At 62.6% G+C, this 21370-nt stretch carries 25 protein-coding genes; 16 read left to right on the top strand and 9 right to left on the bottom strand.

Going from position 1 to position 21370, the window contains the following annotated elements:
- Positions 1–342: 342 nt before the first annotated feature.
- Complete coding sequence (locus ACS3WB_RS02460) at positions 343–711, top strand: DUF883 family protein (RefSeq protein ID WP_438273964.1); 369 nt, start codon at positions 343–345, stop codon at positions 709–711.
- Between the two features lie 108 nt (positions 712–819).
- Entirely contained in the window at positions 820–1254 is a 435-nt protein-coding gene (locus ACS3WB_RS02455; protein WP_438273963.1) for a hypothetical protein, read from the top strand.
- A 24-nt stretch (positions 1255–1278) separates the two neighbouring features.
- On the opposite strand, the gene ACS3WB_RS02450 is transcribed toward ACS3WB_RS02455, so the two are convergent.
- Entirely contained in the window at positions 1279–1662 is a 384-nt protein-coding gene (locus ACS3WB_RS02450; protein WP_438273962.1) for a hypothetical protein, read from the bottom strand.
- A gap of 368 nt (positions 1663–2030) precedes the next feature.
- Positions 2031–2837: a response regulator gene (locus ACS3WB_RS02445; RefSeq protein WP_438273961.1), complete on the bottom strand. Its 807-nt coding sequence runs from the start codon at positions 2835–2837 to the stop codon at positions 2031–2033.
- A gap of 256 nt (positions 2838–3093) precedes the next feature.
- Here ACS3WB_RS02445 and ACS3WB_RS02440 point away from each other — a divergent pair, with 256 nt between their 5' ends.
- Together ACS3WB_RS02440 and ACS3WB_RS02435 are read left to right on the top strand one after the other, a co-directional pair.
- The gene (locus ACS3WB_RS02440) at positions 3094–3312 is read left to right on the top strand and encodes a NepR family anti-sigma factor (protein ID WP_438274027.1); all 219 of its coding nucleotides are present in this window, start codon (positions 3094–3096) and stop codon (positions 3310–3312) included.
- Entirely contained in the window at positions 3312–3857 is a 546-nt protein-coding gene (locus tag ACS3WB_RS02435; protein ID WP_438273960.1) for a sigma-70 family RNA polymerase sigma factor, read from the top strand. The genes ACS3WB_RS02440 and ACS3WB_RS02435 overlap by 1 nt, the downstream gene beginning before the upstream one ends.
- Positions 3858–3907: 50 nt before the next feature.
- Here ACS3WB_RS02435 and ACS3WB_RS02430 read toward each other — a convergent pair whose 3' ends face one another.
- The 3 genes from ACS3WB_RS02430 to dapF all read right to left on the bottom strand — a co-directional run bounded on the left by ACS3WB_RS02430 (position 3908) and on the right by dapF (position 8026).
- Positions 3908–5578, bottom strand: coding sequence for a CHASE domain-containing protein (locus tag ACS3WB_RS02430; RefSeq protein ID WP_438273959.1), 1671 nt, complete (start codon positions 5576–5578; stop codon positions 3908–3910).
- Between the two features lie 283 nt (positions 5579–5861).
- Entirely contained in the window at positions 5862–7154 is a 1293-nt protein-coding gene (gene mtaB, locus ACS3WB_RS02425; protein WP_438274026.1) for a tRNA (N(6)-L-threonylcarbamoyladenosine(37)-C(2))-methylthiotransferase MtaB, read from the bottom strand.
- The gene (dapF, locus tag ACS3WB_RS02420) at positions 7154–8026 is read right to left on the bottom strand and encodes a diaminopimelate epimerase (RefSeq protein ID WP_438273958.1); all 873 of its coding nucleotides are present in this window, start codon (positions 8024–8026) and stop codon (positions 7154–7156) included. Before dapF ends, mtaB begins: the two co-directional genes overlap by 1 nt.
- Positions 8027–8308: 282 nt before the next feature.
- Between dapF and ACS3WB_RS02415 the strand changes: the two genes are divergently transcribed.
- Together ACS3WB_RS02415 and ACS3WB_RS02410 are read left to right on the top strand one after the other, a co-directional pair.
- Positions 8309–9040, top strand: a complete 732-nt coding sequence (locus ACS3WB_RS02415; protein WP_438273957.1) for a GyrI-like domain-containing protein — start codon at positions 8309–8311, stop codon at positions 9038–9040.
- Complete coding sequence (locus tag ACS3WB_RS02410) at positions 9037–9756, top strand: SIMPL domain-containing protein (protein WP_438273956.1); 720 nt, start codon at positions 9037–9039, stop codon at positions 9754–9756. The genes ACS3WB_RS02415 and ACS3WB_RS02410 overlap by 4 nt, the downstream gene beginning before the upstream one ends.
- A 24-nt stretch (positions 9757–9780) precedes the next feature.
- On the opposite strand, the gene ACS3WB_RS02405 is transcribed toward ACS3WB_RS02410, so the two are convergent.
- A complete protein-coding gene (locus ACS3WB_RS02405; RefSeq protein ID WP_438273955.1) occupies positions 9781–10758 on the bottom strand; it encodes an MBL fold metallo-hydrolase in 978 nt (325 codons plus the stop codon).
- 424 nt (positions 10759–11182) lie between these two features.
- On the opposite strand from ACS3WB_RS02405, the gene ffh reads away from it, so the two are divergent.
- From ffh to ACS3WB_RS02370, 7 genes are all read left to right on the top strand, one after another.
- Complete coding sequence (ffh, locus tag ACS3WB_RS02400; RefSeq protein WP_319797146.1) at positions 11183–12724, top strand: signal recognition particle protein; 1542 nt, start codon at positions 11183–11185, stop codon at positions 12722–12724.
- Positions 12725–12907: 183 nt separating this feature from the next.
- Positions 12908–13240, top strand: a complete 333-nt coding sequence (gene rpsP / locus ACS3WB_RS02395; protein WP_438273954.1) for a 30S ribosomal protein S16 — start codon at positions 12908–12910, stop codon at positions 13238–13240.
- 12 nt (positions 13241–13252) lie between these two features.
- Positions 13253–13774: a ribosome maturation factor RimM gene (gene rimM / locus ACS3WB_RS02390; protein ID WP_438273953.1), complete on the top strand. Its 522-nt coding sequence runs from the start codon at positions 13253–13255 to the stop codon at positions 13772–13774.
- Between the two features lie 163 nt (positions 13775–13937).
- On the top strand, positions 13938–14657 hold the full coding sequence (gene trmD / locus ACS3WB_RS02385) for a tRNA (guanosine(37)-N1)-methyltransferase TrmD (protein ID WP_438273952.1): 720 nt from the start codon (positions 13938–13940) through the stop codon (positions 14655–14657).
- 222 nt (positions 14658–14879) lie between these two features.
- Positions 14880–15266 (top strand): 50S ribosomal protein L19, encoded by a 387-nt coding sequence (gene rplS, locus ACS3WB_RS02380; protein WP_438273951.1) that lies wholly within the window; start codon positions 14880–14882, stop codon positions 15264–15266.
- 454 nt (positions 15267–15720) lie between these two features.
- A complete protein-coding gene (gene leuC / locus ACS3WB_RS02375) occupies positions 15721–17127 on the top strand; it encodes a 3-isopropylmalate dehydratase large subunit (protein ID WP_438273950.1) in 1407 nt (468 codons plus the stop codon).
- A 245-nt stretch (positions 17128–17372) separates the two neighbouring features.
- Complete coding sequence (locus tag ACS3WB_RS02370) at positions 17373–17783, top strand: hypothetical protein (protein WP_438273949.1); 411 nt, start codon at positions 17373–17375, stop codon at positions 17781–17783.
- A gap of 125 nt (positions 17784–17908) precedes the next feature.
- Here the strand turns inward: ACS3WB_RS02370 and ACS3WB_RS02365 are convergent, their stop codons facing one another.
- The 3 genes from ACS3WB_RS02365 to ACS3WB_RS02355 all read right to left on the bottom strand — a co-directional run bounded on the left by ACS3WB_RS02365 (position 17909) and on the right by ACS3WB_RS02355 (position 19149).
- Entirely contained in the window at positions 17909–18205 is a 297-nt protein-coding gene (locus ACS3WB_RS02365; protein WP_438273948.1) for a hypothetical protein, read from the bottom strand.
- Positions 18206–18339: 134 nt separating this feature from the next.
- A complete protein-coding gene (locus ACS3WB_RS02360) occupies positions 18340–18612 on the bottom strand; it encodes a hypothetical protein (protein WP_438273947.1) in 273 nt (90 codons plus the stop codon).
- Positions 18613–18825: 213 nt separating this feature from the next.
- Positions 18826–19149 carry a hypothetical protein gene (locus ACS3WB_RS02355; RefSeq protein WP_438273946.1) on the bottom strand — a complete coding sequence of 108 codons (324 nt, stop codon included), beginning with the start codon at positions 19147–19149 and terminating at the stop codon, positions 18826–18828.
- Between the two features lie 139 nt (positions 19150–19288).
- Here ACS3WB_RS02355 and ACS3WB_RS02350 point away from each other — a divergent pair, with 139 nt between their 5' ends.
- The 3 genes from ACS3WB_RS02350 to ACS3WB_RS02340 all read left to right on the top strand — a co-directional run bounded on the left by ACS3WB_RS02350 (position 19289) and on the right by ACS3WB_RS02340 (position 21231).
- A complete protein-coding gene (locus tag ACS3WB_RS02350; RefSeq protein ID WP_438273945.1) occupies positions 19289–19690 on the top strand; it encodes a metallopeptidase family protein in 402 nt (133 codons plus the stop codon).
- 98 nt (positions 19691–19788) lie between these two features.
- Complete coding sequence (gene leuD / locus ACS3WB_RS02345; RefSeq protein WP_438273944.1) at positions 19789–20394, top strand: 3-isopropylmalate dehydratase small subunit; 606 nt, start codon at positions 19789–19791, stop codon at positions 20392–20394.
- A gap of 186 nt (positions 20395–20580) precedes the next feature.
- Entirely contained in the window at positions 20581–21231 is a 651-nt protein-coding gene (locus ACS3WB_RS02340; protein WP_438273943.1) for a carbonic anhydrase, read from the top strand.
- The last annotated feature ends 139 nt before the right edge of the window (positions 21232–21370 follow it).

The following is a 21370-nucleotide window of genomic DNA, read 5'->3' as shown; positions in this document are numbered from 1 at the left end:
AGCCTGAAAGTTCCACCGAAAGCACGACGCGGGGCGGGCGGACGCGCCAGCCGGAGCCTTTCCGCTTCTGATTCAGCCGAAAGCTCAGGGCGTTGTTTTGACGTGTTTTCTTCGGGTAACCCGATATCCCTGTGAGCTCGAGGACATGCTTCGTTCGGAAACGCTCTTACATAAATCAAATGCGGATTCCCCGCAGCTCCCGAACCTACCCCTCATCATCAGGCATCATCGAACAGAGACGGACTCACCAAAACTGCCCGACGGGCAGGTCAGGCGGTCGAGGAACTTAAGCCGTGACGGCACGTTGGTTGCTCATATCCCAGCAGTTTTCAGGAGCGTTGGATGGCGAGCGATGACGAGGAAGCGATGAAGAACTTGACCGATAAAGCAACATACGACCGCCTTGAGAAGGATTTGTCCGCCGTGAAAAACGATATCTCCGCCCTGGCAGACCAGGTCTCCGATGCGCTCGGCGCGTTGACAGGCTCCGCCAAGAAGCAGGCTCGCCGTGGCTACAAGCAGGCCAGAGCCAATGTCGACTCCGTCCTCTCCGATGTGACGGAGCGCGGCAACGCGGCGCTCGACGCGGCACAGACTGCCGTAACCTCCGTCGAGGACACGCTCGAGGAAGCCATCCAGCAGCGTCCTCTCGCAACGGTCGGACTTGCGATCGGGCTGGGTTTTCTGATCGGCGTGACCTGGCGTCGATGAGACGCCGTTGATTTCCGTTTGGTGGGGCCGCGGCGAGTTCTGTCGCCGCTGCTCTGATTCTGCCAATCATTTCACCAATCGATTTTCAAGCCGGGGCGAGGCGTTTGAATGTTTCAGCGGGCGATCGATGATCTCAAGGAAAGCGCGGGCAACACTGTGCGGCTCGCCTCCGTCGCCGCTGTAGCGGTCGTCGCAGGCTCCATCACAATGGTATTTTTGTGTGCTGCGGCGTTTGTCTTCGTGCTTCAGAACTACGGCTTGATCGAGGCTTGCCTTGCGGGCGCGGCTATCTTTTTCCTGATCGCGGTGATCGCCGTCGCAATCTATGCGATCCGGCGAAATGCCATGAAAAAAAGAGCGGCCCAAAAAACCAGAGCGACAGCGCAGAACTTTCTTGCTGATCCCATGGTCGTGGCGGCGGGACTTCAATTGGCCCGCACGGTCGGCATTAAAAAGCTGATTCCGATCCTGGCCATCGGAGGGCTGGCGTTGGGGTTGCTCGCAGGCCGGCGCGACCGGGACGAAACCGGGGCCGATACCTGACGGGCGATACAAACCGTGAGAATGTCAGGTGACGCAGCGGCCGGGCTGAAGCTGTTTCGCGACATCCGTCAAAACGCTGACAACCGGCTCGCACGCGATCGTCCGCCTGGCCTGCGATGCCGGTGCGCGACGGGCCCGCGGGCTTATGCCGCGATCGCTGGCCATGCTGTCAGGTCCAGGAATCTGGATCACAATCGACGCGTCGGGCAAGCTCTCAAGCCGAATGGAAACGGTCCGACCTTCCACCGCGCTCGGTCTAACAGAACCCCGATCGGACTTGGCGGTGCGATTGACCACCGCCGCAGCGTCCGCCTGCGTAAGGTGATCCGGCCCTAAGGGAAGATGCATCGCACCGAGAGGCACCATGACAGCCAGCGCACCAAGAACGCCCGTGGATACCTGAAACATCGTTGCCTCGCCCGTTGTCCTCTCGCTGGGTCCTCTCGCTGGCATGTCGCCGCGCGTCACGAGTGCGGGTCAGAACCGCGCAGCAATAACGCAGTTCGCAAGACATCGTTCATTGGCGGAGTGGAAAAAGAGAGGCGAAGTGAAAAAGAGGGCGAGGGAACGCTTCGCGAGGTCCTTGCGTTGTCCGGACAGCCGGTCATCCTCCCCCTGCCCCGCCCGACCGGCGACGAGGACGCGGCTGATGGTGATGCCAGCCGCGTCCGTTTCTTTTTACCACGACCGAACGACCTAACCGCAGACCCGGCACGAATTTGGAGTCTGGTCCGTCGGATCGTGTCGCGCGGCAGCCGCCAGGGCCGCCGTGTGAGTCAGGATGCAGCGGCGCGGGGTTCCCGATTACGAGAGTTTCGATGGAAGAACAGCGCCTGACTGGCGACCGCCGAAACCATGGCCGGCTGAAACGGCTTCGAAATGAGGAACGCCGGCTCGGGCCTCTCACCAGTCAGGAAGCGTTCGGGATAGGCCGTAATGAAGACGACAGGTACTTCGACGACGCGCAGAAGCTCGTTCACGGCATCCAGGCCGGAACTGCCGTCAGCGAGCTGGATATCAGCCAGAATAAGACCGGGTTTCCGGGTCTTGGCCAAGGCGATCGCGTCGCCATGAGTTCGCGCGACACCTATCACACGGTGTCCGAGATTCTTGATAAGACTTTCCAGATCCATCGCGATGAAAGTCTCATCCTCGATAATCAGGACGTCGGTGGCGATTTCCGCCGCCATTTCGCGGCCCGCAACATCGCTCAGCCTGCGAACTTCGGCCACGCTGGTCTCCAGGACGAACGCCGCTTCCTCCTCGGAAAAACCTTCCAGCGACAGCAGCAGGAACGCCTGACGCGGCAGAGGCGTGATGTTCGTCAACCGCCGCTCCGTCGGAGCCAGGACGGGCACCTCGTCGATACCGCCATTGAGGGAAACCGAATTCCAGATCTGCGTGAACAGCCGAAACAAACCGGCCCGCGGTCCATGCCGCTCGTCGAGCACGGTTGGATCCTGAAGCAGCGCCTCCAGCATGGCTCCGACATAGGCATCTCCCGACGCCTGATTTCCCGTCAGGGCGCGGGCGTAACGTCGCAAGAGCGGCAAATGCTCGGCAACAACCTGTGATCGAAACATCCCGTCCATCCTTTGAGATTAAGACCCCAACACAGGGGGATCAGCATCTTTATCTTTATTGGGCGATGCATGGCGCAAGGCGGCGGATGCCCGTTCGGCCGCTACGTTATTTACGCTTTACCATGACAAAAGTTCCCCTCTGTAGGAACTTTACCCCGCGCTTTGCATTAGCCCGCACGAGTTCCGCAAAGACGGCCTAACAAACGGGGAATTCTCGATTTTTCAATACTTTGAAACGTTGGGAATAAACAAGATCATGAAAGATTCAAAGCCATCACCCGGCAAGGGCGGCCTAAACGCCGAGATTCAGTCCAGAATCGGGCATCAGCTTCGCGCGATGTATGACGACGTCGTGAGGCAGGGCGTCCCGGACCGGTTTGCGGAATTAATCCGAAAGCTCGATGGATCGGGACCAAGTCACCCCCAAATAAATCCCACGGGCGATTTCGACGCAAAAAATAGCGGGAGGGACTAATGCCTCTCACCGATTCACTTCGCGAAGATATTTTGGCATCGGTGCCGAACTTGCGCGCGTTCGCGATTTCGCTGAGCGGAAACGGCGATCGTGCCGATGACCTCGTGCAGGAAACCCTGCTTCGTGCGCTCGCCAATATCGATTCATTTCAGCCGGGATCGAACCTGCCGGCGTGGCTGTTCACGATCTTGCGCAACCTGTTCCGCTCCGACTACCGCAAGCGCCGGCGTGAGGTCGAGGATTCCGATGGCAGCTATGCGAAAACGCTGAAATCGCAGCCGAGCCAGAATGCCCATCTGGAATTCGAGGAATTCCGCGCGGCGCTCGACAAGTTGCCGCAGGATCAGCGTGAAGCCTTGATCCTGGTAGGTGCTTCGGGCTTCTCCTATGAGGATGCCGCGAAGATCTGCGGATGCGCAGTCGGCACCATCAAGAGCCGTGTCAATCGCGCGCGGTCGAAGCTGAGCGCGCTGCTCTATGTCGAGGGCGCAGAGGATTTTGGCCCGGACGATACCGTTCGGGCCGTGATCGGCAGCGGCCGGTAGTCCGCGATCAGGACCGCTGCAACTCCTCGCGGCTGCGCCTCTTGCTTAAATTAACGGCTGGATGGTGTTGCTGACTTGATCGGCGCGGATATCTGCAGCGTCCGACCTCTCTCGGTCATGTCGACGACGGTCTCCATGGGAGCGGCGAGTTCATAGACATAACTGACCTCGGTAAAATACCGCTTGGACACGCCGCCAAGCGCCTCCGGCGCAACGCGGTCCAGCAGGATGATGCCGAAATCGCTGTCCTCGCGGCGGGTCGCGGCGCTGGTGTTGAATTCCTCCCACCGAAAACGAAACATCGATTCGCCGCCATCGCCTTCCACCGACCAATGCGCGACCACATGCGGATGCTTGCCGACCAGAGAGAGACCTTCGTCGGAGTGGGAGGCAAGTTCGAAGAACAGCAATGAAAGGCTTTGAGCCGCACGCGCGCTCACGATGATGTCAGGACCGTCGACCGCGATGCGCTCGGCGTTGGGGATGGCTCGCGCCTCGAACAACCCCCTCAGTTTGACGCCCTGCCACTGACTCTCGCTGAGCAGCGAGACCACGTTGGACATGGCATGGATCCGGCCGATCAGCAGTTCCCGGGCGACTTCGATATCGGAGCCGTGCCGCAGCGTGCGTGTGACGATCGACTGGATCACCGCAAGGATATTCTTGACCCGATGATTGAGTTCGTCGATCACCGCAGTCAATCGCCGCTCAAAACTGATCCGGACCTGAATTTCCCGGCTCAGCCGCAGGTTGTTGTAAGCGACGTACCCGAACAAACCACAAATGATGCTCGTCAGCGCCAGGCCGATCGCGGCCACCACCGCGGCAAGTCTTTGCGCGCGAAGAACCGCATTGGTCTTCGGGTAATAGGCAAGCGACCAGTCCCGCCCGCCGAACGTCACCGTCCGCAGTACCAGCGGAACGGGATCAGCCGCCTGTCTGAGACGTGAGGTGACGTTGCCGCTGTCATCGGCGATCCATTCGGACGCCGGGTTTCGCGGATTTTTCAGGACGACGGAGAACAGCGACAACTCATCGTTTGTCAGCATCAGCGACGCAAGCCGATAGGAAAACGTAATAAAGCCGGCCGCCTTCTCGTTCCCGTCCGGGAAGACCGGCGTCGCGATAACGAGGCCAATCGGCCCGTCGGGCCGCAGCAGATTGACCGGATCCGACACCACCGACGTTTTCGTCTGCATCGCACGATCGAGCATCGGCCCCAGGATGGGATGCTCGTCGAGCGAGCGGCCGACGAATGCGCTCGTTTCAGCGTTTTTCGGTTCGACGTCCATCACCACGTCGATCGGCTCGTCGAGCGAGCGCAGATCGCGCGCCGTGTCGTCGAAACTGCGGATGTGCGGATTTGGAAATCCGGCCGACGCCATCGCCGCCTCGGCCTGCGCCAACTCATCCGGCTGAAGACGTGCAACCCAGGTGGCGACGACGAAATCAGTCTTGAAGGCATAGATCGAGGCCCTCAACGGGTGAAGCATGTTGGCCCGCACGGCGGCGGGTGATCCGAACAATCCCGAGGCGACCCGCGCCAGCAGTTCTCGCTCGATCAAGCGCTCCTGCACCAGGCTGGCATGAACGTCGATCGCGCGCGACAGCGCGATCCTGTCGATCGTCAATTCCTGATCATGAGCGCGCCAGGCCGCAAGGCCGGAGAGAAGAACCCCGATGACCGCCACGAACCCGATAACGAAACCCAGCCGAACCACGTGCCTACCCGGAAAGTCAGAAGAATATTGCCGTTCGCACCATTGGCCGGCTTTTACCGTTTGGAAACCGCACCCTCCCGCCCCAAGGATGCCCCACGTCAATCACCCCGCGCCAGTCTGGTTCCGTCTCCGCAGGTAAAACCCGGGACGATCGTTAACGGACTCAGGCTGGGCGGAGTCCGGTATTCATGATGACGAAAGGCTGGTCGCCAGCATCCGTCTTCCGCGACGCGCATCCTCGCCGCGGCAAAACCGTCGGACGCGCCTGTCGATGAGCGCCAAATCAACCCCGCGCGCAGCTAACCGCGGGCCGCAGTCGAGCGCCATCGTGGTCTGCCACCATGAACGTTCGCACCGCGCCGGGCGTTTCTCCCGCAACTGCGACCGGGATAAAATGCTCGGTGCGGCCCTGGGTGGCACTTTCGATCAGTACCTGACGTGTCGCCCCAACCTCCGCGGCCAGCCGCCGCAATAGCGCCGCCTCGGCCGCTGCGCGCAGCCGCCTTGCACGATCCCTGATCGCCTCGCCCGAGACCTGTGGCATCCGCGCCGCCGGCGTCCCCGGACGCGGCGAGTAGGGAAACACATGAACAAAGGTGAGATCGCAGTCCGTGACGAGGTTCAGCGATTGCTCGAACATCTCCTCGGTCTCAGTGGGGAAACCGGCAATGATGTCAGCGCCGATAGCGATGCCCGGCCTCAGCCGCCGCACCTGCTTGCAGAAGTCGATGGCGTCGCGGCGCAAATGCCGCCGCTTCATCCGCTTCAGGATCATGTCGTCGCCGGATTGCAGCGACAGATGCAGATGCGGCATCAGCCGCTCCTCGTTGGCGACGGCATCGAGCAGGTCCCGGTCCGCCTCGATCGAATCGATCGACGAGATTCGCAGCCGCCTCATTTCCGGCACGTGCCGGAGGATCCGCTTGACCAGCCCGCCCAGCCGAGGCGCGCCGGGCAGATCGGCTCCGTAGCTCGTGAGATCGACGCCGGTCAGCACGATTTCCGCATGGCCCGCCTCAGTGAGCGCTCGCACCTGATCGACCACCGCGCCCATCGGCACCGAGCGCGAATTGCCGCGCCCGAAAGGAATGACGCAGAAGGTGCAGCGATGATCGCATCCGTTCTGCACCTGCACGAAGGCGCGGGGCAGGCCGCCCTGAAAGCCCTCCACGAGATGCGGCGCCATCTCCCTCACCGCCATGATGTCGGCGACCGCAACCTTTTCTTCGTTGGCGATCCCGAAACCGGCCGCCGCCGAAAATGCGGTTCGCGCATCGCGCCAGGCGTTGTCCCGCATCTTGTCGTCGTTGCCGATCACGCGATCGACTTCGGCCATCTCTGCGAACATCGTCGGCTGGATCTGCGCCGCGCAGCCGGTGACGACGATGCGTGCCGATGGCCGTTCGCGCTTCAGCCTGCGGATCGATTGCCGCGCCTGCGCCACCGCCTCGTTGGTGACGGCGCAACTGTTGATGATGACGACATCGTCGAGCCCGGCGACGCTCGCGTTGCGGCGGATGATTTCGGATTCGGAGGCATTGAGCCGGCAGCCGAAGGTGACGACATCGACCGGCATCACGCGACAGATGTGAACAATGCGGGATCGAACCTGCCGGCATATTCGAACACGGCCGGACCAGTCATCATCACATGATCACCGTGCTCGCACCACTCGATGGTCAGACCGCCGCCGGGCAGCAGCATCTCGACCGTGCGGTTGGTCCGTTTGAGCCGTGCCGCTGCCACGGCCGTCGCGCAGGCCGCCGAACCGCAGGCCTTGGTCAGGCCCACGCCGCGCTCCCAGGTCCGCATCACAATGTGATCGCGGTCGACGATATGCGCCAGCGTGATGTTGGCGCGCTCGGGAAAGATCGGATGATTCTCCAATAGCGGCCCGAGGCGTTCAAGGTCATAAGCATTCACGTCGTCGACCCAGAAGATCGCGTGCGGATTGCCCATGCTGACGACCGACGGCGAATGCAGCACCGGCGCATCGATCGGCCCGACCTGCAATTCGATATAGCGGGTGTCGCGGAATTCCTCGGCGAGCGGGATATCCCGCCAATCGAACTTTGGTGGTCCCATGTCGACGGTGTAGAAACCGCGCGCGGGACCTCGCCAGCAATTCAACAGCCCGGCGCGGGTCTCAAAAGTCAGCACAGTCTTGCCGGTGGCCTCGAACACCTGCCGCGCCACGCAGCGCATGCCGTTGCCGCAGGCGCTCGCTTCCGAACCATCGTTATTGTAGATTCGAACGAAGGCCTCCGTGCGTGGCGTCCGCGGGGGCTGCAGGACCATCAACTGATCATAGTAAACGCCGGCCGGCGAGGCGATCGCGCGTGCCTCCTCTGCCGTCACCGTGGCGGCACTGTCGCGCAGATCGACCACGACGATCTCATTGCCGATGCCGTTCATCTTGCTGAAAGCGTGGTTTGCGAGCGCGCCCATCTCCGGGGATCCATTTCCGGCGTCCTTCTCCGCTTTATATGGCGAATAGGCCTGATTAGCCAGTGCGAGCGGCATCCGCCACGGTAACCGCAATATGCGAGCCCGCGCCCCACGCCCGCCACGATGCGGCATGACATATTCTCATGACATACTCCGTCGCGAGTCGGATATCAGAGCAGCTTGTCGGGCATCGCATAATTCCGCCGCAACGGCGGCCAAGGGTCAGGTCTTGCGGATATCGGTCAGCGCGAGACATCGGCCAGCACCAGGGAGACCCCTTCAATGAATCGCCCCCGTCTTTTTCGCCGCCTCGCGATCGCAATGATCCCGGCGGCCGTGTCCCTGGGGCTTTCCGCCGTGCTCGCCCAGACCCCGCCCGCGACGCCTCCCGGCGCAACGGCACCGCCTGCGACCCCCGCCCCGCCGGCTGCGCCCGCCCCGCCCGGAACGGCGACTCCCACCACGCCGGCTCCCCCGCCGGCCGAAGTCCAGACCCCGGCAAATCCCACCGCGGAGGCGCCGAAGCCGCCGGTCACCGCACCGGCGCAAACCGCCGATCCCTTCGGCGAGGAATTCACGCTGACGCCCAAAACAGTTCTGACCTTAAGAAACACCGCCACCTGGGACACCGCGTTCGAGACGCTGATCGATTCCTTCAAGTCGCTTGCGGCCGTCCTCGACAAGCAGGGCGTCAAGGCCGCCGGCAACATGATGATCGTCTATACCTCGACCGACGACACCGGCTTCTCGTTCCTGGCGGAAGTCCCGGTCGACCAGGAACTGAAGGATCTGCCCAAGAACATGAGCATGAACAAATCACCGGAGGGCAAGGCGCTGAAATTCGTGCATCGCGGCTCCTACGACAACATGGACAACACCTATGAGGCGATCACCAACCACCTTGACGACAAGAAACTCGAGGCCAAGGACACCTTCATCGAGGAATACATGACCGATCCGCTGAAGACCGAGGAAGACAATCTGGTCATCAACGTCTATGTGCCGCTGAAATGAGAGCCGTCATGCAGAACCGGATTCCGCTCACCGTCGTCGCTGCCACCATCGCCGCTTCGATCTCGATGCCCGCCCAAGCGGATATACAACCGCCACCGACGATTTCGGTGACCGGCGAAGCCACGATCTCGGCGCCCCCGGATCTTGCGCAGATCGAAGCAGGCGTCACGACCGACGCCAAGACCGCGCGCGAGGCTTCCGGGGCCAACAACGACGCCATGGGAAAGGTGCTGCTGGCGCTGAAAAGCGCGGGCATCGCCGAGAAGGACTACCAGACCTCGCGACTGTCGCTGCAGCCACAATACAGCAGCCAGAATCGCGCGGGGACGAATGTGCTCACCGGCTATCGCGCCACCAACCATGTCATTGTCAAGCTGCGGGACGTGGCCAAGCTCGCCGGCGTGATCGACGCGGTGACCGGAGCCGGAGCCAATGACATCGGCGGCATCAACTTCATGGTCTCCAACGCTTCGAAGTTGCTCGACGACGCGCGCGCACAGGCGGTCGCTGATGCGCGGCGAAAAGCGGAGATCTATGCGAAGGCCGCCGGCGTCACACTCGGCGCACCCGTCAGCATTTCCGAGCACGGCGCAGCGATGCCGGTTTTGTATCGCCGCGCCGCGGCACCGATGGCCGCGGAGGCCCCGATCGCACCCGGCGAGGAAACATTGCGCGTGACGGTCGGCATGTCCTGGGAGATCAAGGCTAATCCCTGAGAGGGGAACGCATTATTTCGCGCATCAAATTTTAAGGACCTGCCCCGGCTTCAGAACGAGAAAACGCTCGGCCGGAACGCCGGCTTTATCGAGCGCCTCAGCCAGCGCTATCGGCGGCGCGTCGATCGCCTCGTCAGTGAGCTGGAACGTACCGTGATGATGGGCGAGTGCAATATCTGCGCCGCAATCGGCCAAAGCCTTCACGGCATCTTCCGGATTCATGTGCTGGTTCTTCATGAACCAGCGCGGCTCGTAAGCCCCGATGGGCAGGATCGCAGCGCGCAGCGGCCCGTGCCTTTCACGCACGCGCCGGAAATGCACCCCGCTGCCGTAGCCTGAATCGCAGACGATGTAGAGCTTGCCGGCCGGCGTCTCCAGCACGAAACTCGCCCACAAGGCGCGATTGCGATCGAGCAGGCCACGCGCCGACCAGTGCCGCGTCGGCACCAACGTGACGGCAAGGCCGTTGCCAAGTTCGACCCGGTCATGCCAGTCGAAAGCCTCCGCACGGATTGCGGCATCGGCGGCTCGCATGACGAGGTCGTTGCCGAACGGCGTGATCACGCGCGGCGAGAATCGCGCGGCAAGACGCGACAGCGTTGTGACATCCAGATGATCGTAGTGGCCGTGCGAGACCAGCACGGTATCGATCTTCGGCAGAGACCCGAAGGCAATGCCGGGGTCGTTGTGCCGTTTCGGCCCGGCGAATGAGAAGGGCGAGGCGCGTTCCGACCAGACCGGATCGACCAGAACGTTCACCCCTCCAGTCTGGATCAGCCAGCTCGCGTGGCCGACGAAGGAGAAACGCACCTTGTCGCCGTCAACCCGCGGCGGCGGCTTGTCCGAATAGGGCGACGGCACCCATTCCGGCCACTTGTGGCGTTCGCGGCGGCCGTCGAATTGCCAGCGCAGCATTTCCCAGAACAGGGGTGGCGCGCCGTCGGGATCGAAAAAATGCCTGCCGTTGAAATGATCGGAGATCGGGCCAGAATATGTTTTCATGCGAACTGCCAGATTGCGGACAGGGCGACGGGGGAAATTCCTTGGGAACTCGATTCGGCGGGCGTGGGACACCGCATGTAACCGAGTGTATCTGACTGCCCGGCCACCCCGCGAGCCTCGGAGTTCGCCGTTTTTCTTGACTTTCGCCGCCGGCCCGCGATAAATCCGCCGAACTTTACGGAAAGACTCTTCTTTTCGACCCGCCGACCGGCCGCAGGGGCCGGAGGTCAACGCCCGACAGCGCTGTGCGCCCTCGGGCGCAAACGTGTTTTGGAGTTTTCTCTCCCTCGCCCCGCTCTTGCGGGGAGTGGGTCGGGGTGAGGGGCAGGTTTTCGAGCTTGCCTCAGACCCCCTCACCGGGATCGCTTTGCGGTCCGACCTCTCCCCGTAAACAGGGAGAGGTACAGCAAGGTTTTGTAGTCTCATGTTCGACAATCTGTCGGAAAGGCTCGGCGGCATTCTCGATCGGCTGACGCGGCGCGGCGCGCTGACGGAAGCCGATGTCGACGCCGCCATGCGCGAGGTGCGCCGGGCGCTCCTGGAGGCCGACGTCTCGCTCGACGTGGTGCGCAGCTTCACCGACAAGGTCCGCGAGCAGGCGATCGGCGCCACCGTGGTCAAATCGGTGACGCCCGGACAGATGGTGGTGAAGATCGTCCATGACGAACTGATCGCCACGCTCGGCGCCGACGGCCAGACCATCGACCTCCATGCAGTGCCGCCGATCATCATCATGATGGTCGGCCTGCAAGGTTCCGGCAAGACCACCACGACAGCCAAACTGGCGCGACGGCTGACCGAGCGCGACAAACGCAGGGTCCTGATGGCCTCGCTCGACATCTACCGCCCGGCGGCGATGGAGCAGCTCGCTGTGCTCGGTCGCGACCTCGACATCCAGACGCTGCCGATCGTCGCGGGCCAGAAGCCCGAACAGATCGCGCGGCGCGCGCTGGAGGCCGGCAAGCTCGGCGGCTACGACGTGGTGCTGCTCGACACCGCCGGCCGCACCACGCTCGACGAAGACATGATGTCCGAGGCGGCGAACATCAAAGCCGCCGCGCATCCGCACGAAGTGCTGCTGGTGGCGGATTCGCTGACCGGCCAGGACGCGGTGAACCTCGCGCGGTCCTTCGATGAGCGCGTCGGCCTCACCGGCATCGTGCTGACACGAGTGGACGGCGACGGCCGCGGCGGCGCGGCGCTGTCGATGCGTCAGGTCACCGGCAAGCCGATCAAGCTGATCGGCACCGGCGAAAAGACCGACGCGCTGGAGGATTTCCATCCCTCCCGCATCGCCGGCCGCATCCTCGGCATGGGCGACGTGGTCACGCTGGTCGAAAAAGCCGCCGCCAATATCGATGCCGAGAAAGCCGCGCGCACAACCGAAAAGCTGCGCAAGGGCCAGTTCGACCTCAACGACATGCGCGAGCAGTTGCTGCAGATGGCGAACATGGGCGGCATCTCCGGCCTGATGGGCATGATGCCCGGCGTCGCCAAGATGAAGAACCAGATCGCCGCGGCCGGTCTCGACGACAGGATCATCAAACGCCAGGTCGCGGTGATCGATTCGATGACGCGGCAGGAGCGCAAACATCCCGATATTCTCAAGGCCAGCCGCAAGCGTCGTATCGCCGCCGGCGCCGGCCAGAAGGTCGAAGAGGTCAACAAGCTGCTCAAGATGCATCGCAGCATGGCCGACATGATGAAGATGATGGGGACCGGTAAACGCGGGCCCCTCGCCGGCATCGCGCAGGCCATGGGGTTCGGCGGCGGCATGCCGATGCCAACGCCCGAACAGATGAAAGCGCTCGCGGAAAAAATGCCGAAAGGCGCCGACGGCCAGCCGCAATTGCCCAAGGATCTGGCGGCGGGACTGCGCGGCGGCCTGCCCAACCTTCCCGGCCTCACCGGACTTGGCGGCAAGCCGCCGCTGCCAGGTCTCGGCTTCCCCCGGAAGAAGAAATGACTGCCGCCACCCTTTCCCATCCCACAGCGTCAGCGTCCGCGAAGGCGGACGATCCAGTACACCACGACGTTTCGTTTCAATCGATGCGTCGGCAACTATGGGATGCCCGCTTTCACCGGCATGACAGCCGCACTTCGTTTTAACACCAGAACCAACTCAGACAGACTTTCAAAGGAGTACCTTATGCCCGTCGTGATCCGCCTCGCCCGTGCCGGCACCAAGAAGCGCCCGGTCTATCATGTCGTCGCCGCCGACTCGCGTTATCCGCGCGACGGCCGTTTCATCGAGCGGCTTGGCCACTTCAATCCGCTGATGCCGAAGGACAACGCCGACCGCCTCAAGCTCGACCTCGACAAGGTCAAGGCCTGGCTCGCCAAGGGCGCGCAGCCGTCCGACCGCGTGGCCCGTTTCCTCGATGCCGCCGGCGTCAAGAAGCGCGCGGCCCGCAACAATCCGGAGAAGGCCGTGCCGCGCAAGGAGCGCAAGGCCGCTGCCGAAGCCGCCGCGAAAGCCTGAGGCTGAACCGATATGACCGCGCGCATCTGCGTGGCCCGGATCGGCGCCGCGCACGGTCTGCGCGGCGAGGTGCGGCTGTGGACCTTCACCGAAGACCCGATGTCGGTGACGCGATACGGCCCGCTCTCGACAAAGGATGGCGCGCGGCAGCTTGAGGTCGCGCACGCGCGCGCCGCCAAGGACCACCTCGTCGCAACATTCACAGGCGTGACCACGCGCGAGGAGGCCGAGCGGCTCAACGGCATCGAGCTCTACATCGCGCGCGACAGACTGCCCGCGACGGACGAAGGCGAATACTACCACGCTGACCTGATCGGTCTCGCCGCGGTCGATGCGGCCGGCACGTTGCTCGGGACGGTGGCCGCCATCCATAACTTCGGCGCAGGCGACATCATCGAGATCGCGCCCGCACATGGGCCGACGTTGATGCTGCCGTTCACCGACGCCGTGGTGCCGACCGTGGACATCGCCGGCGGACGCGTGGTGATCGAGATGCCCGGCGAGATCGAGGGCGAGGAGCCGGATCAGGCATGACCCATGCCGCCGTTCCGTATTCTGCGTCATCGCCGGACTTGATCCGGCGATCCATCATTTCCGAAAGATAATGGATACGCGGGTCATTCTACGCTAAGACGCGCTTCGCGCTGTCGCCCGCGTATGACGACGGACCTGTTGCAAGTGAACCGTAGTCGGCTGAATGACCTGGCGCGCGACCGTCCTGACCCTGTTTCCCGAGATGTTCCCCGGTCCCCTCGGCGTCAGCCTCGCCGGAAAAGCGCTGGCCGCCGGCCTGTGGGCGCTGGAGATCCGTGATATCCGGAACTCCGCCACCGATCGTCACCGCAGCGTCGACGACACGCCTGCCGGCGGCGGTCCGGGCATGGTGCTGCGCGCCGATGTGCTGGCCAGCGCCATCGACGCGGCGGAGATTTCGCCGGACAGGCCGCGCCTGCTGATGAGTCCGCGAGGTCGGCCATTGACCCAGTCGCGCGTGGCGGAACTCGCCTCCGGAACCGGGCCGCTGATCGTTTGCGGGCGGTTCGAGGGCGTCGACCAGCGGGTCATCGAGGCGCGCGGGCTCGAGGAGGTATCCATTGGAGATTATGTGCTGTCAGGAGGCGAACTCCCTGCGATGACGCTGATCGACGCCTGCGTCCGGCTTTTGCCGGGGGTGATGGGTAAGGCGGAATCCGGCGCGGACGAGAGTTTTTCGCACGGACTGCTCGAATATCCCCAGTACACCCGCCCGCAGGAGTTCGAGGGTCGTCCCATTCCGGACGTGCTTCTGTCCGGGGATCACGCCAGGGTCGACGCCTGGCGGCAAGCCGAGGCCGAAGCGCTCACACGGGCTCGGAGACCTGATCTCTGGGCCGCGAGGAGCCGTCAAATTCCGCCAAAAAGCAAGACAGGCGGGTGACAAAGCCCCGGCTTTGCTCTATAGGGAGCCCGAAATCCGCGCAGCGAGCGTTTTCAGGCAAAGTGGAATCCGGTTTGCCGGTCGAAAATGCTCTCACTCGTTGAGTTGCGCGTATTCTGTTCGCAAAACCGGTATCCACTTTTGCGAAATACGCGCCACGGGATAGATGAATTCCGCGCAGCCCGCTGATACGGCCGGGCGCGCCGCCGATGGAGATTTGCAATGAACATCATTCAGCAGCTCGAAAAAGAGCAGTTTGACAGGCTGTCGGCGACCAAGACGATTCCCGAGTTCGGCCCCGGCGACACCGTGATCGTCAACGTCAAGGTGGTGGAAGGCGAACGGACCCGCGTGCAGGCCTATGAAGGCGTCTGCATCGGCCGCTCCGGCGGTGGGCTCAACGAAAGCTTCACGGTCCGCAAGATTTCCTACGGCGAGGGCGTCGAGCGCGTGTTTCCGCTGCTCTCCCCGATGATCGATTCGATCAAGGTGGTGCGCCGCGGCAAGGTGCGCCGCGCCAAGCTTTATTACCTGCGCAACCTGCGCGGCAAATCGGCCCGCATCGTCGAGAAGCAGGACAAGCAAGATAAGCAGGCCGCAACGAGCTGAGCGCCCTCCCGCTCCACCTGCAACATTTTTGAAAGCGCGGCCGCGGCCGCGCTTTTTTATTGCTTCGCTCGCGCCTATCTATTCGGAATGCAGGCTTCGCCGATCGTCAGAGCGTCGCTTCTGATGACAACAGCAAGGCTCCACGATTTTGTCTTGACGCGTTTTCGTCACGCGAACCGGTATCCATCCTCGGGTCAAGTCCGAGGACATGCTCGAAAACGCTATAGATTGTCGCGGCGGATGCGGTCGTGGTAAAAGACGGACATGGTAACGGATCATATCAGTAGCGACATCGGCCGATTCATGGCGCGCATCGTGATCGACGACCGCAGCCGTTTGCCGGGGCGCTTCTTCGGACGGTTCGCGACATCGGCGTCCTGACGCTGCGTCCTCGCCGACGATTGTCCCGCGCGCCCGCTGCGACTGCTCGAAGACTTCCAATAGGCTCACGTCCATGTTCAAACCGACCACCCTGTACGACAAGATCTGGAACGATCATCTGGTCCACGAAGCCGAGGACGGCACCTGCCTGCTCTACATCGACCGCCATCTCGTGCATGAGGTGACGTCGCCTCAGGCGTTCGAGGGCCTGCGCGTTGCCGGCCGCAAGGTCCATGCGCCGCAGAAAACGCTCGCCGTGGTCGATCACAACGTGCCGACGACCGATCGCACCAAGCCCAATCCTGACGCGGAGAGCGCCGAGCAGATCGCGGCCTTGGCGCAGAACGCCCGAGATTTCGGCATCGAATATTACAACGAGTTCGACAAGCGTCAGGGCATCGTCCACGTCATCGGCCCCGAGCAGGGCTTCACCCTGCCCGGCACCACCATCGTTTGCGGCGACAGCCACACCTCGACCCACGGTGCGTTCGGCGCGCTGGCGCACGGCATCGGCACCTCCGAGGTAGAGCATGTGCTGGCGACGCAGACGCTGATCCAGAAGAAAGCAAAGAACATGCGCGCCGTCGTCGACGGCCGCTTGCCCGACGGCGTCACCGCCAAGGACATCATCCTCGCCATTATCGGAGAAATAGGCACCGCGGGTGGCACCGGCTACGTGCTGGAATACGCCGGCGATGCGATCCGCGCGCTGAGCATGGAAGGCCGCATGACGGTGTGCAACATGTCGATCGAGGGTGGCGCGCGCGCCGGCCTCGTCGCGCCGGACGAGAAGGCCTACGCGTTCCTGAAAGGCCGCCCCAAGGCACCGAACGGCGCCGACTGGGATGCCGCGATGCGGTACTGGGAGACGTTGCGCAGTGACGACGGTGCCCACTTCGATCATGAGATTCGGCTCGACGCCGCGAAGCTGCCGCCGATCGTCACCTGGGGCACGAGCCCCGAGGACGTGGTGTCGATTACCGGCGTGGTTCCGGATCCCCGCAAGATCGAGGACGAGGCCAAGCGCCTCTCCAAGGAGCGCGCGCTGCATTACATGGGGCTGACCGCGGGCACGAAGATCACCGACATCAGCGTCGACCGCGTGTTCATCGGCTCATGCACCAACGGCCGCATCGAGGATCTGCGCACGGCGGCGAAGATCGCCGACGGCAGAACCGTGAACGGCAATGTCAACGCCATGGTCGTGCCGGGCTCCGGCATCGTCAAGGAACAGGCGGAAGCCGAAGGCCTCGACAGGATCTTCACCAAGGCCGGATTCGAATGGCGCGAGCCGGGCTGCTCGATGTGCCTTGCGATGAACCCCGACAAGCTGAAACCGGAGGAGCGTTGCGCCTCGACCTCCAATCGCAATTTTGAGGGACGGCAAGGTTTCAAGGGCCGCACGCATCTGGTGTCGCCAGCAATGGCGGCTGCGGCTGCGATCGCCGGGCATTTCGTCGACGTGCGCGATTGGCATTGAGACCCCGCGTGACGTGCGCCATTCGCGGCGGCACGCAATGCGGGATCCGCCGATCGAAAGCGTCGTCAACATGGATGCGATGGAGAATCCATTCTGACTCGACTGGCGGGTTGCCTTTGCCGGAGAATTCCGTCACTCGTAACGACGTAATGAAAAAAACCAAGACCAAAGCCCCTGCCCGTAAGGCAGCGAAAACGGCGCGCCCATCCACCAAAGCGAAGGCATCGGTAAAGGCGACCACAAGAATGCTTCCCAAGACACCCACAAAGCCGGCGACCGCAAAGGGCAAAGTCGCAAGGTCGACGTCGGTCGTGAAAAGCAGCGGCAAGACCGCGCCGCGTACGGCTGAAAAGCCGGCATCGACCGCGCCGCGCGAGGCTCTCACCCTCCCGCCGAAGCCAGCCCCCGTCACCGCGCCGATTCCTGCGTCCACGGCCGCGACGCCGCCGGCTGTGCCGCCCAAACCGGTAGGTGGTCCGCCGCGCGCCGACGTGCCGCCCGAAACCGGATTCACGCTACTGGTCGATGGGCATTTCAAGAACCAATTCGAAACCCTTTCCGGAGCGAAGCAAGCCGCCACCGATCTGAAGTCTCGTTTTCCGATGCTGCGAATCGCAATCTACGACGCGGCAAACAAGGCACGACTGCCAGTCTGAACGAAATCACCAGCTAACGCGCGCATCGCAACACGCGATGCTGGTTCTCGCATTCAGACTCCGTCGATTTCAGAGGCAGCGAAGCCGCAGTCTTGACGCCGTGGTTCGGGAGTCGCCGGCAGTTCTCACCAGGACGGATCGAGGCCGTAACCGAAGCCAAACGGAAAGAACGGCGCCGGCCCCTGTGGCACGTAGTACGTCGGCCTTTCGTAATAATGCCGGCCCTGCACATAAACGCGCGGGCGATGATGCCGACGGCGATGACTCCGGCCGGTGCGATGGGCCGCACTCACGTCGGTCGCCGCGGCGGATTGTGCTGCGACAGTTCCCGATCGGATGGCCGCCTCCGCACTGTCGCTGGTTGCCGCCCAAGATAAAATCAGGATCGCCGCCGCGAGGCTCACGCCGAAATACATCTTCATGGCAATTTCCTATGGCGTTTCCGCGCGTCCTTCTGACCATGTCGGTTGATTATATCGGCGCCGTCGCAAAAAAACAGGCCCGCGATGCGGGCCTGTTCGAGTCCTGTAGGGAGACCCGGCGAACGGGTTTCGAATCAGCGCCAGTGACGATGGTGGTGGTGATGATGATGCCAGTGATGAGGGCGATGCGGCCGCCAATGGCGATGATGATAATGGTGGGGTCTCCAGTGGCGGTGATGATGGTGATGCCCCCACTGCACGTCGGTGGTCAGCTTGCCGGCGTCGCCCTGCGCGCCCGCGGCGATGCCCGGACTGACCGGGGTTGCCGCCTGCGCCTGTTGCGCGGGAGCCGCGACAACCAGGAGTGCGCCCAGGGCGGCGAATCCGAGAATCTTCTTCAAATGCATGTGGACCTCCATGGAAGGAAACCGATAACGACGAACTGCAGCAGATGGTTCCATCTCGCCACAATGCGAGCAATGAAGCTAGAAGCGGCGATCTGAATGCCGCGTGAATGAGCGTGCGCAATGACGAGCGGTGACAATGCGCCGCACGTTCTCCCTACCAACTCGTTGAAAACGGATAGATGGAGCCGAACTCGCGCCCCCGCGCGGGCACTTTCAGCCGTGACGCCAATAACAGTCCATCCGCGGAACAATCACCGTCCCGCTCGGCCGAAACTCCTGCACGTAATGAGCGGTGCAGTCGCGAACGGCGTCAGAACCCGGATTGTACTTCGGATAAACTCCGCGCTCATCTTCGCGATAGATGCGCACGCGTGGCCGGCGCTCGCGTACCTGGGCCGAAAGGTCGGTTGTCACGGCACGTTCGGCGTTCCGCGCTGTTTGCGCCTCCGCGCGGTCTTCAAACAGAAGCATACCCGGCAGCAGAAGCAGAAGGATTACCGCGCCCGTCAGCCCCACCGCTGTCATTCTGACATCCATCACAGCGCCCCGGTTTTCGTGTTCGCAGCCAACGGTCTCCGATTGCCGCCCCCGCGTCAACCGTGACACCGCTCGGATCTTAAGAACCGGATCTTAAAAAACGGTGCCCCGATGGCCAAACACGGGTTAAACAGACAGCATGTGGACGTCCGCCAAAGCGCCCTCGCTGGCCGATATGGAAGCCATGGCGCACGACATTTTCGCGCGGCTGCCCGAACGTTTCCGGCGCCTGTGCGAGAGTCTCATCATTCGCGTCGAGGATTTCCCCACCGAGGAGGTGCTCGATGAGATGGAGGCCGACAGCGAATACGATCTGCTGGGGTTGTTCCAGGGCACAGGCCTGCCGTTTCAAAGTCACGACGACATCGCCAGGCTGCCCAACCTGATCTGGCTCTACCGCCGTCCGATCATCGATTACTGGGCCGAGCATGATGAAACGCTTGCTGGTATCATCAGCCATGTGTTGGTCCACGAAATCGGCCACCACTTCGGGCTGTCGGATGCCGATATCGAGGCGATCGAGGCGGAGACGGCGGGTTAGAGCGTTTTCTAGCGGAAACCGCGTCAATTCCAAATCATAGATGGACCTTGGATCGAGGCTGCGATCGGGGTAGAACGACTGCTTACGAGGACCCTGCCATGGACAAGTTCACAACGCTGGAAGGCGTCGCGGCGCCGCTGAAGATCATCAATGTCGACACCGACATGATCATTCCGAAGCAGTATCTGAAGACCATCAAGCGCACCGGCCTTGGCAAGGGACTTTTCTCGGAACAGCGCTACAAGGAAGACGGCTCGGAGAATCCGGACTTCGTTCTCAACAGGCCGGCCTATCGCAACGCCAAAATTCTGGTCGCCGGCGACAATTTCGGCTGCGGTTCGTCGCGCGAGCACGCGCCGTGGGCGCTGCTCGATTTCGGCATTCGCTGCGTGATCTCCACATCTTTCGGCGATATTTTCTACAACAACTGCTTCAAGAACGGCATTCTGCCGATCCGCGTGCCGCAGGCCGACCTCGACAAGCTGTTCGACGACGCCGAGCGCGGTGCCAACGCGACGCTGACCATCGATCTCGCCAATCAGGAAATCCGCGGCCCTGATGGCGGCAAGGCGACATTCGAGATCGATGCGTTCCGCAAGCACTGCCTGCTGAACGGCCTCGACGACATCGGGCTGACGATGGAAAAGAAGGCGGCAATTGACAGCTTCGAGGACAAACTGAAGCGCGAACGGGCCTGGGCCTGAACCGCTTGCTCGCCTGATTGCTTCCGAAAAACGCCTGTAGCCGGCGCCCGGGAGGCGGAGCGGACTGCAAGTCAAAGGACATATGCCCGGTGGCGGTCGGTCCGCACCGACAGCATTCGCGGCGTAGCGTCGAAAGCCTTGTCCGGAACGTCCGGCTGTGGTTTCACCGAGCGGACGAGGTGCGACGTGAGAACTTTCCCGCAACAACTGATCGACGGCTATGGCGCCTTCGCCAAGCAGCGCCTGCCGACCGAGCAATCGCGCTATCGCGCGCTGTCCGAACGCGGCCAGTCGCCCGAAACAATGGTGATCGGCTGCTGCGATTCGCGGGTTTCACCGGAGGTGATTTTCGATGCCGGGCCCGGCGAACTGTTCGTGGTGCGCAACATCGCCAACCTGGTGCCGGTCTATCAGCCTGACGCCAACGCCCATGGCGTCTCGGCGGCGCTGGAATTCGGGGTGCAGGTGCTCAAGGTGAAGCACATCGTCATCCTCGGGCACGCGCAATGCAGCGGCATCAGCGCCATCATCAACAAGAGGGCGCCGCTGTCGACCGGCGACTTCATCGGCAAGTGGATGGCGATGTTAATCAAGCCCGGCGAGGTCGTCGAGCAGCGCGAACGGGAGACGATGAAGGAATTCGCTACCCGCATCGAAAAAGCGGCGGTATTCCGCAGCATTGAGAACCTGATGACGTTTCCGTTCGTCCAGAAGTCCGTCGAGAGCGGGCGTCTGCGTCTGCACGGCGCGTATTTCGGCGTCGCCGAGGGTTCGCTTTCGGTGCTCGATCGGGAGACCAAGGAATTCCGCAACGTCAGCGATCACGGCCTGGTGTGACCGCCAACTGATCGGCTGATTCAACTATGTTGAATCAGCCTCTGTCTTTGTCTTTCTCATTGAACAGAATCTTGTCCGAAAATCGGTTTCTGCTTTTCGGATCATGCTCGGCTCCGCCTCTTGGCTCGCTGTGCGTATC

It is taken from the genome of Nitrobacter sp. (assembly GCF_051535215.1).
GTDB lineage: Bacteria > Pseudomonadota > Alphaproteobacteria > Rhizobiales > Xanthobacteraceae > Nitrobacter.
The sequence above is the reverse complement of the archived record's forward strand: the minus strand, read 5'-3'. Positions and strand labels throughout refer to the sequence as shown.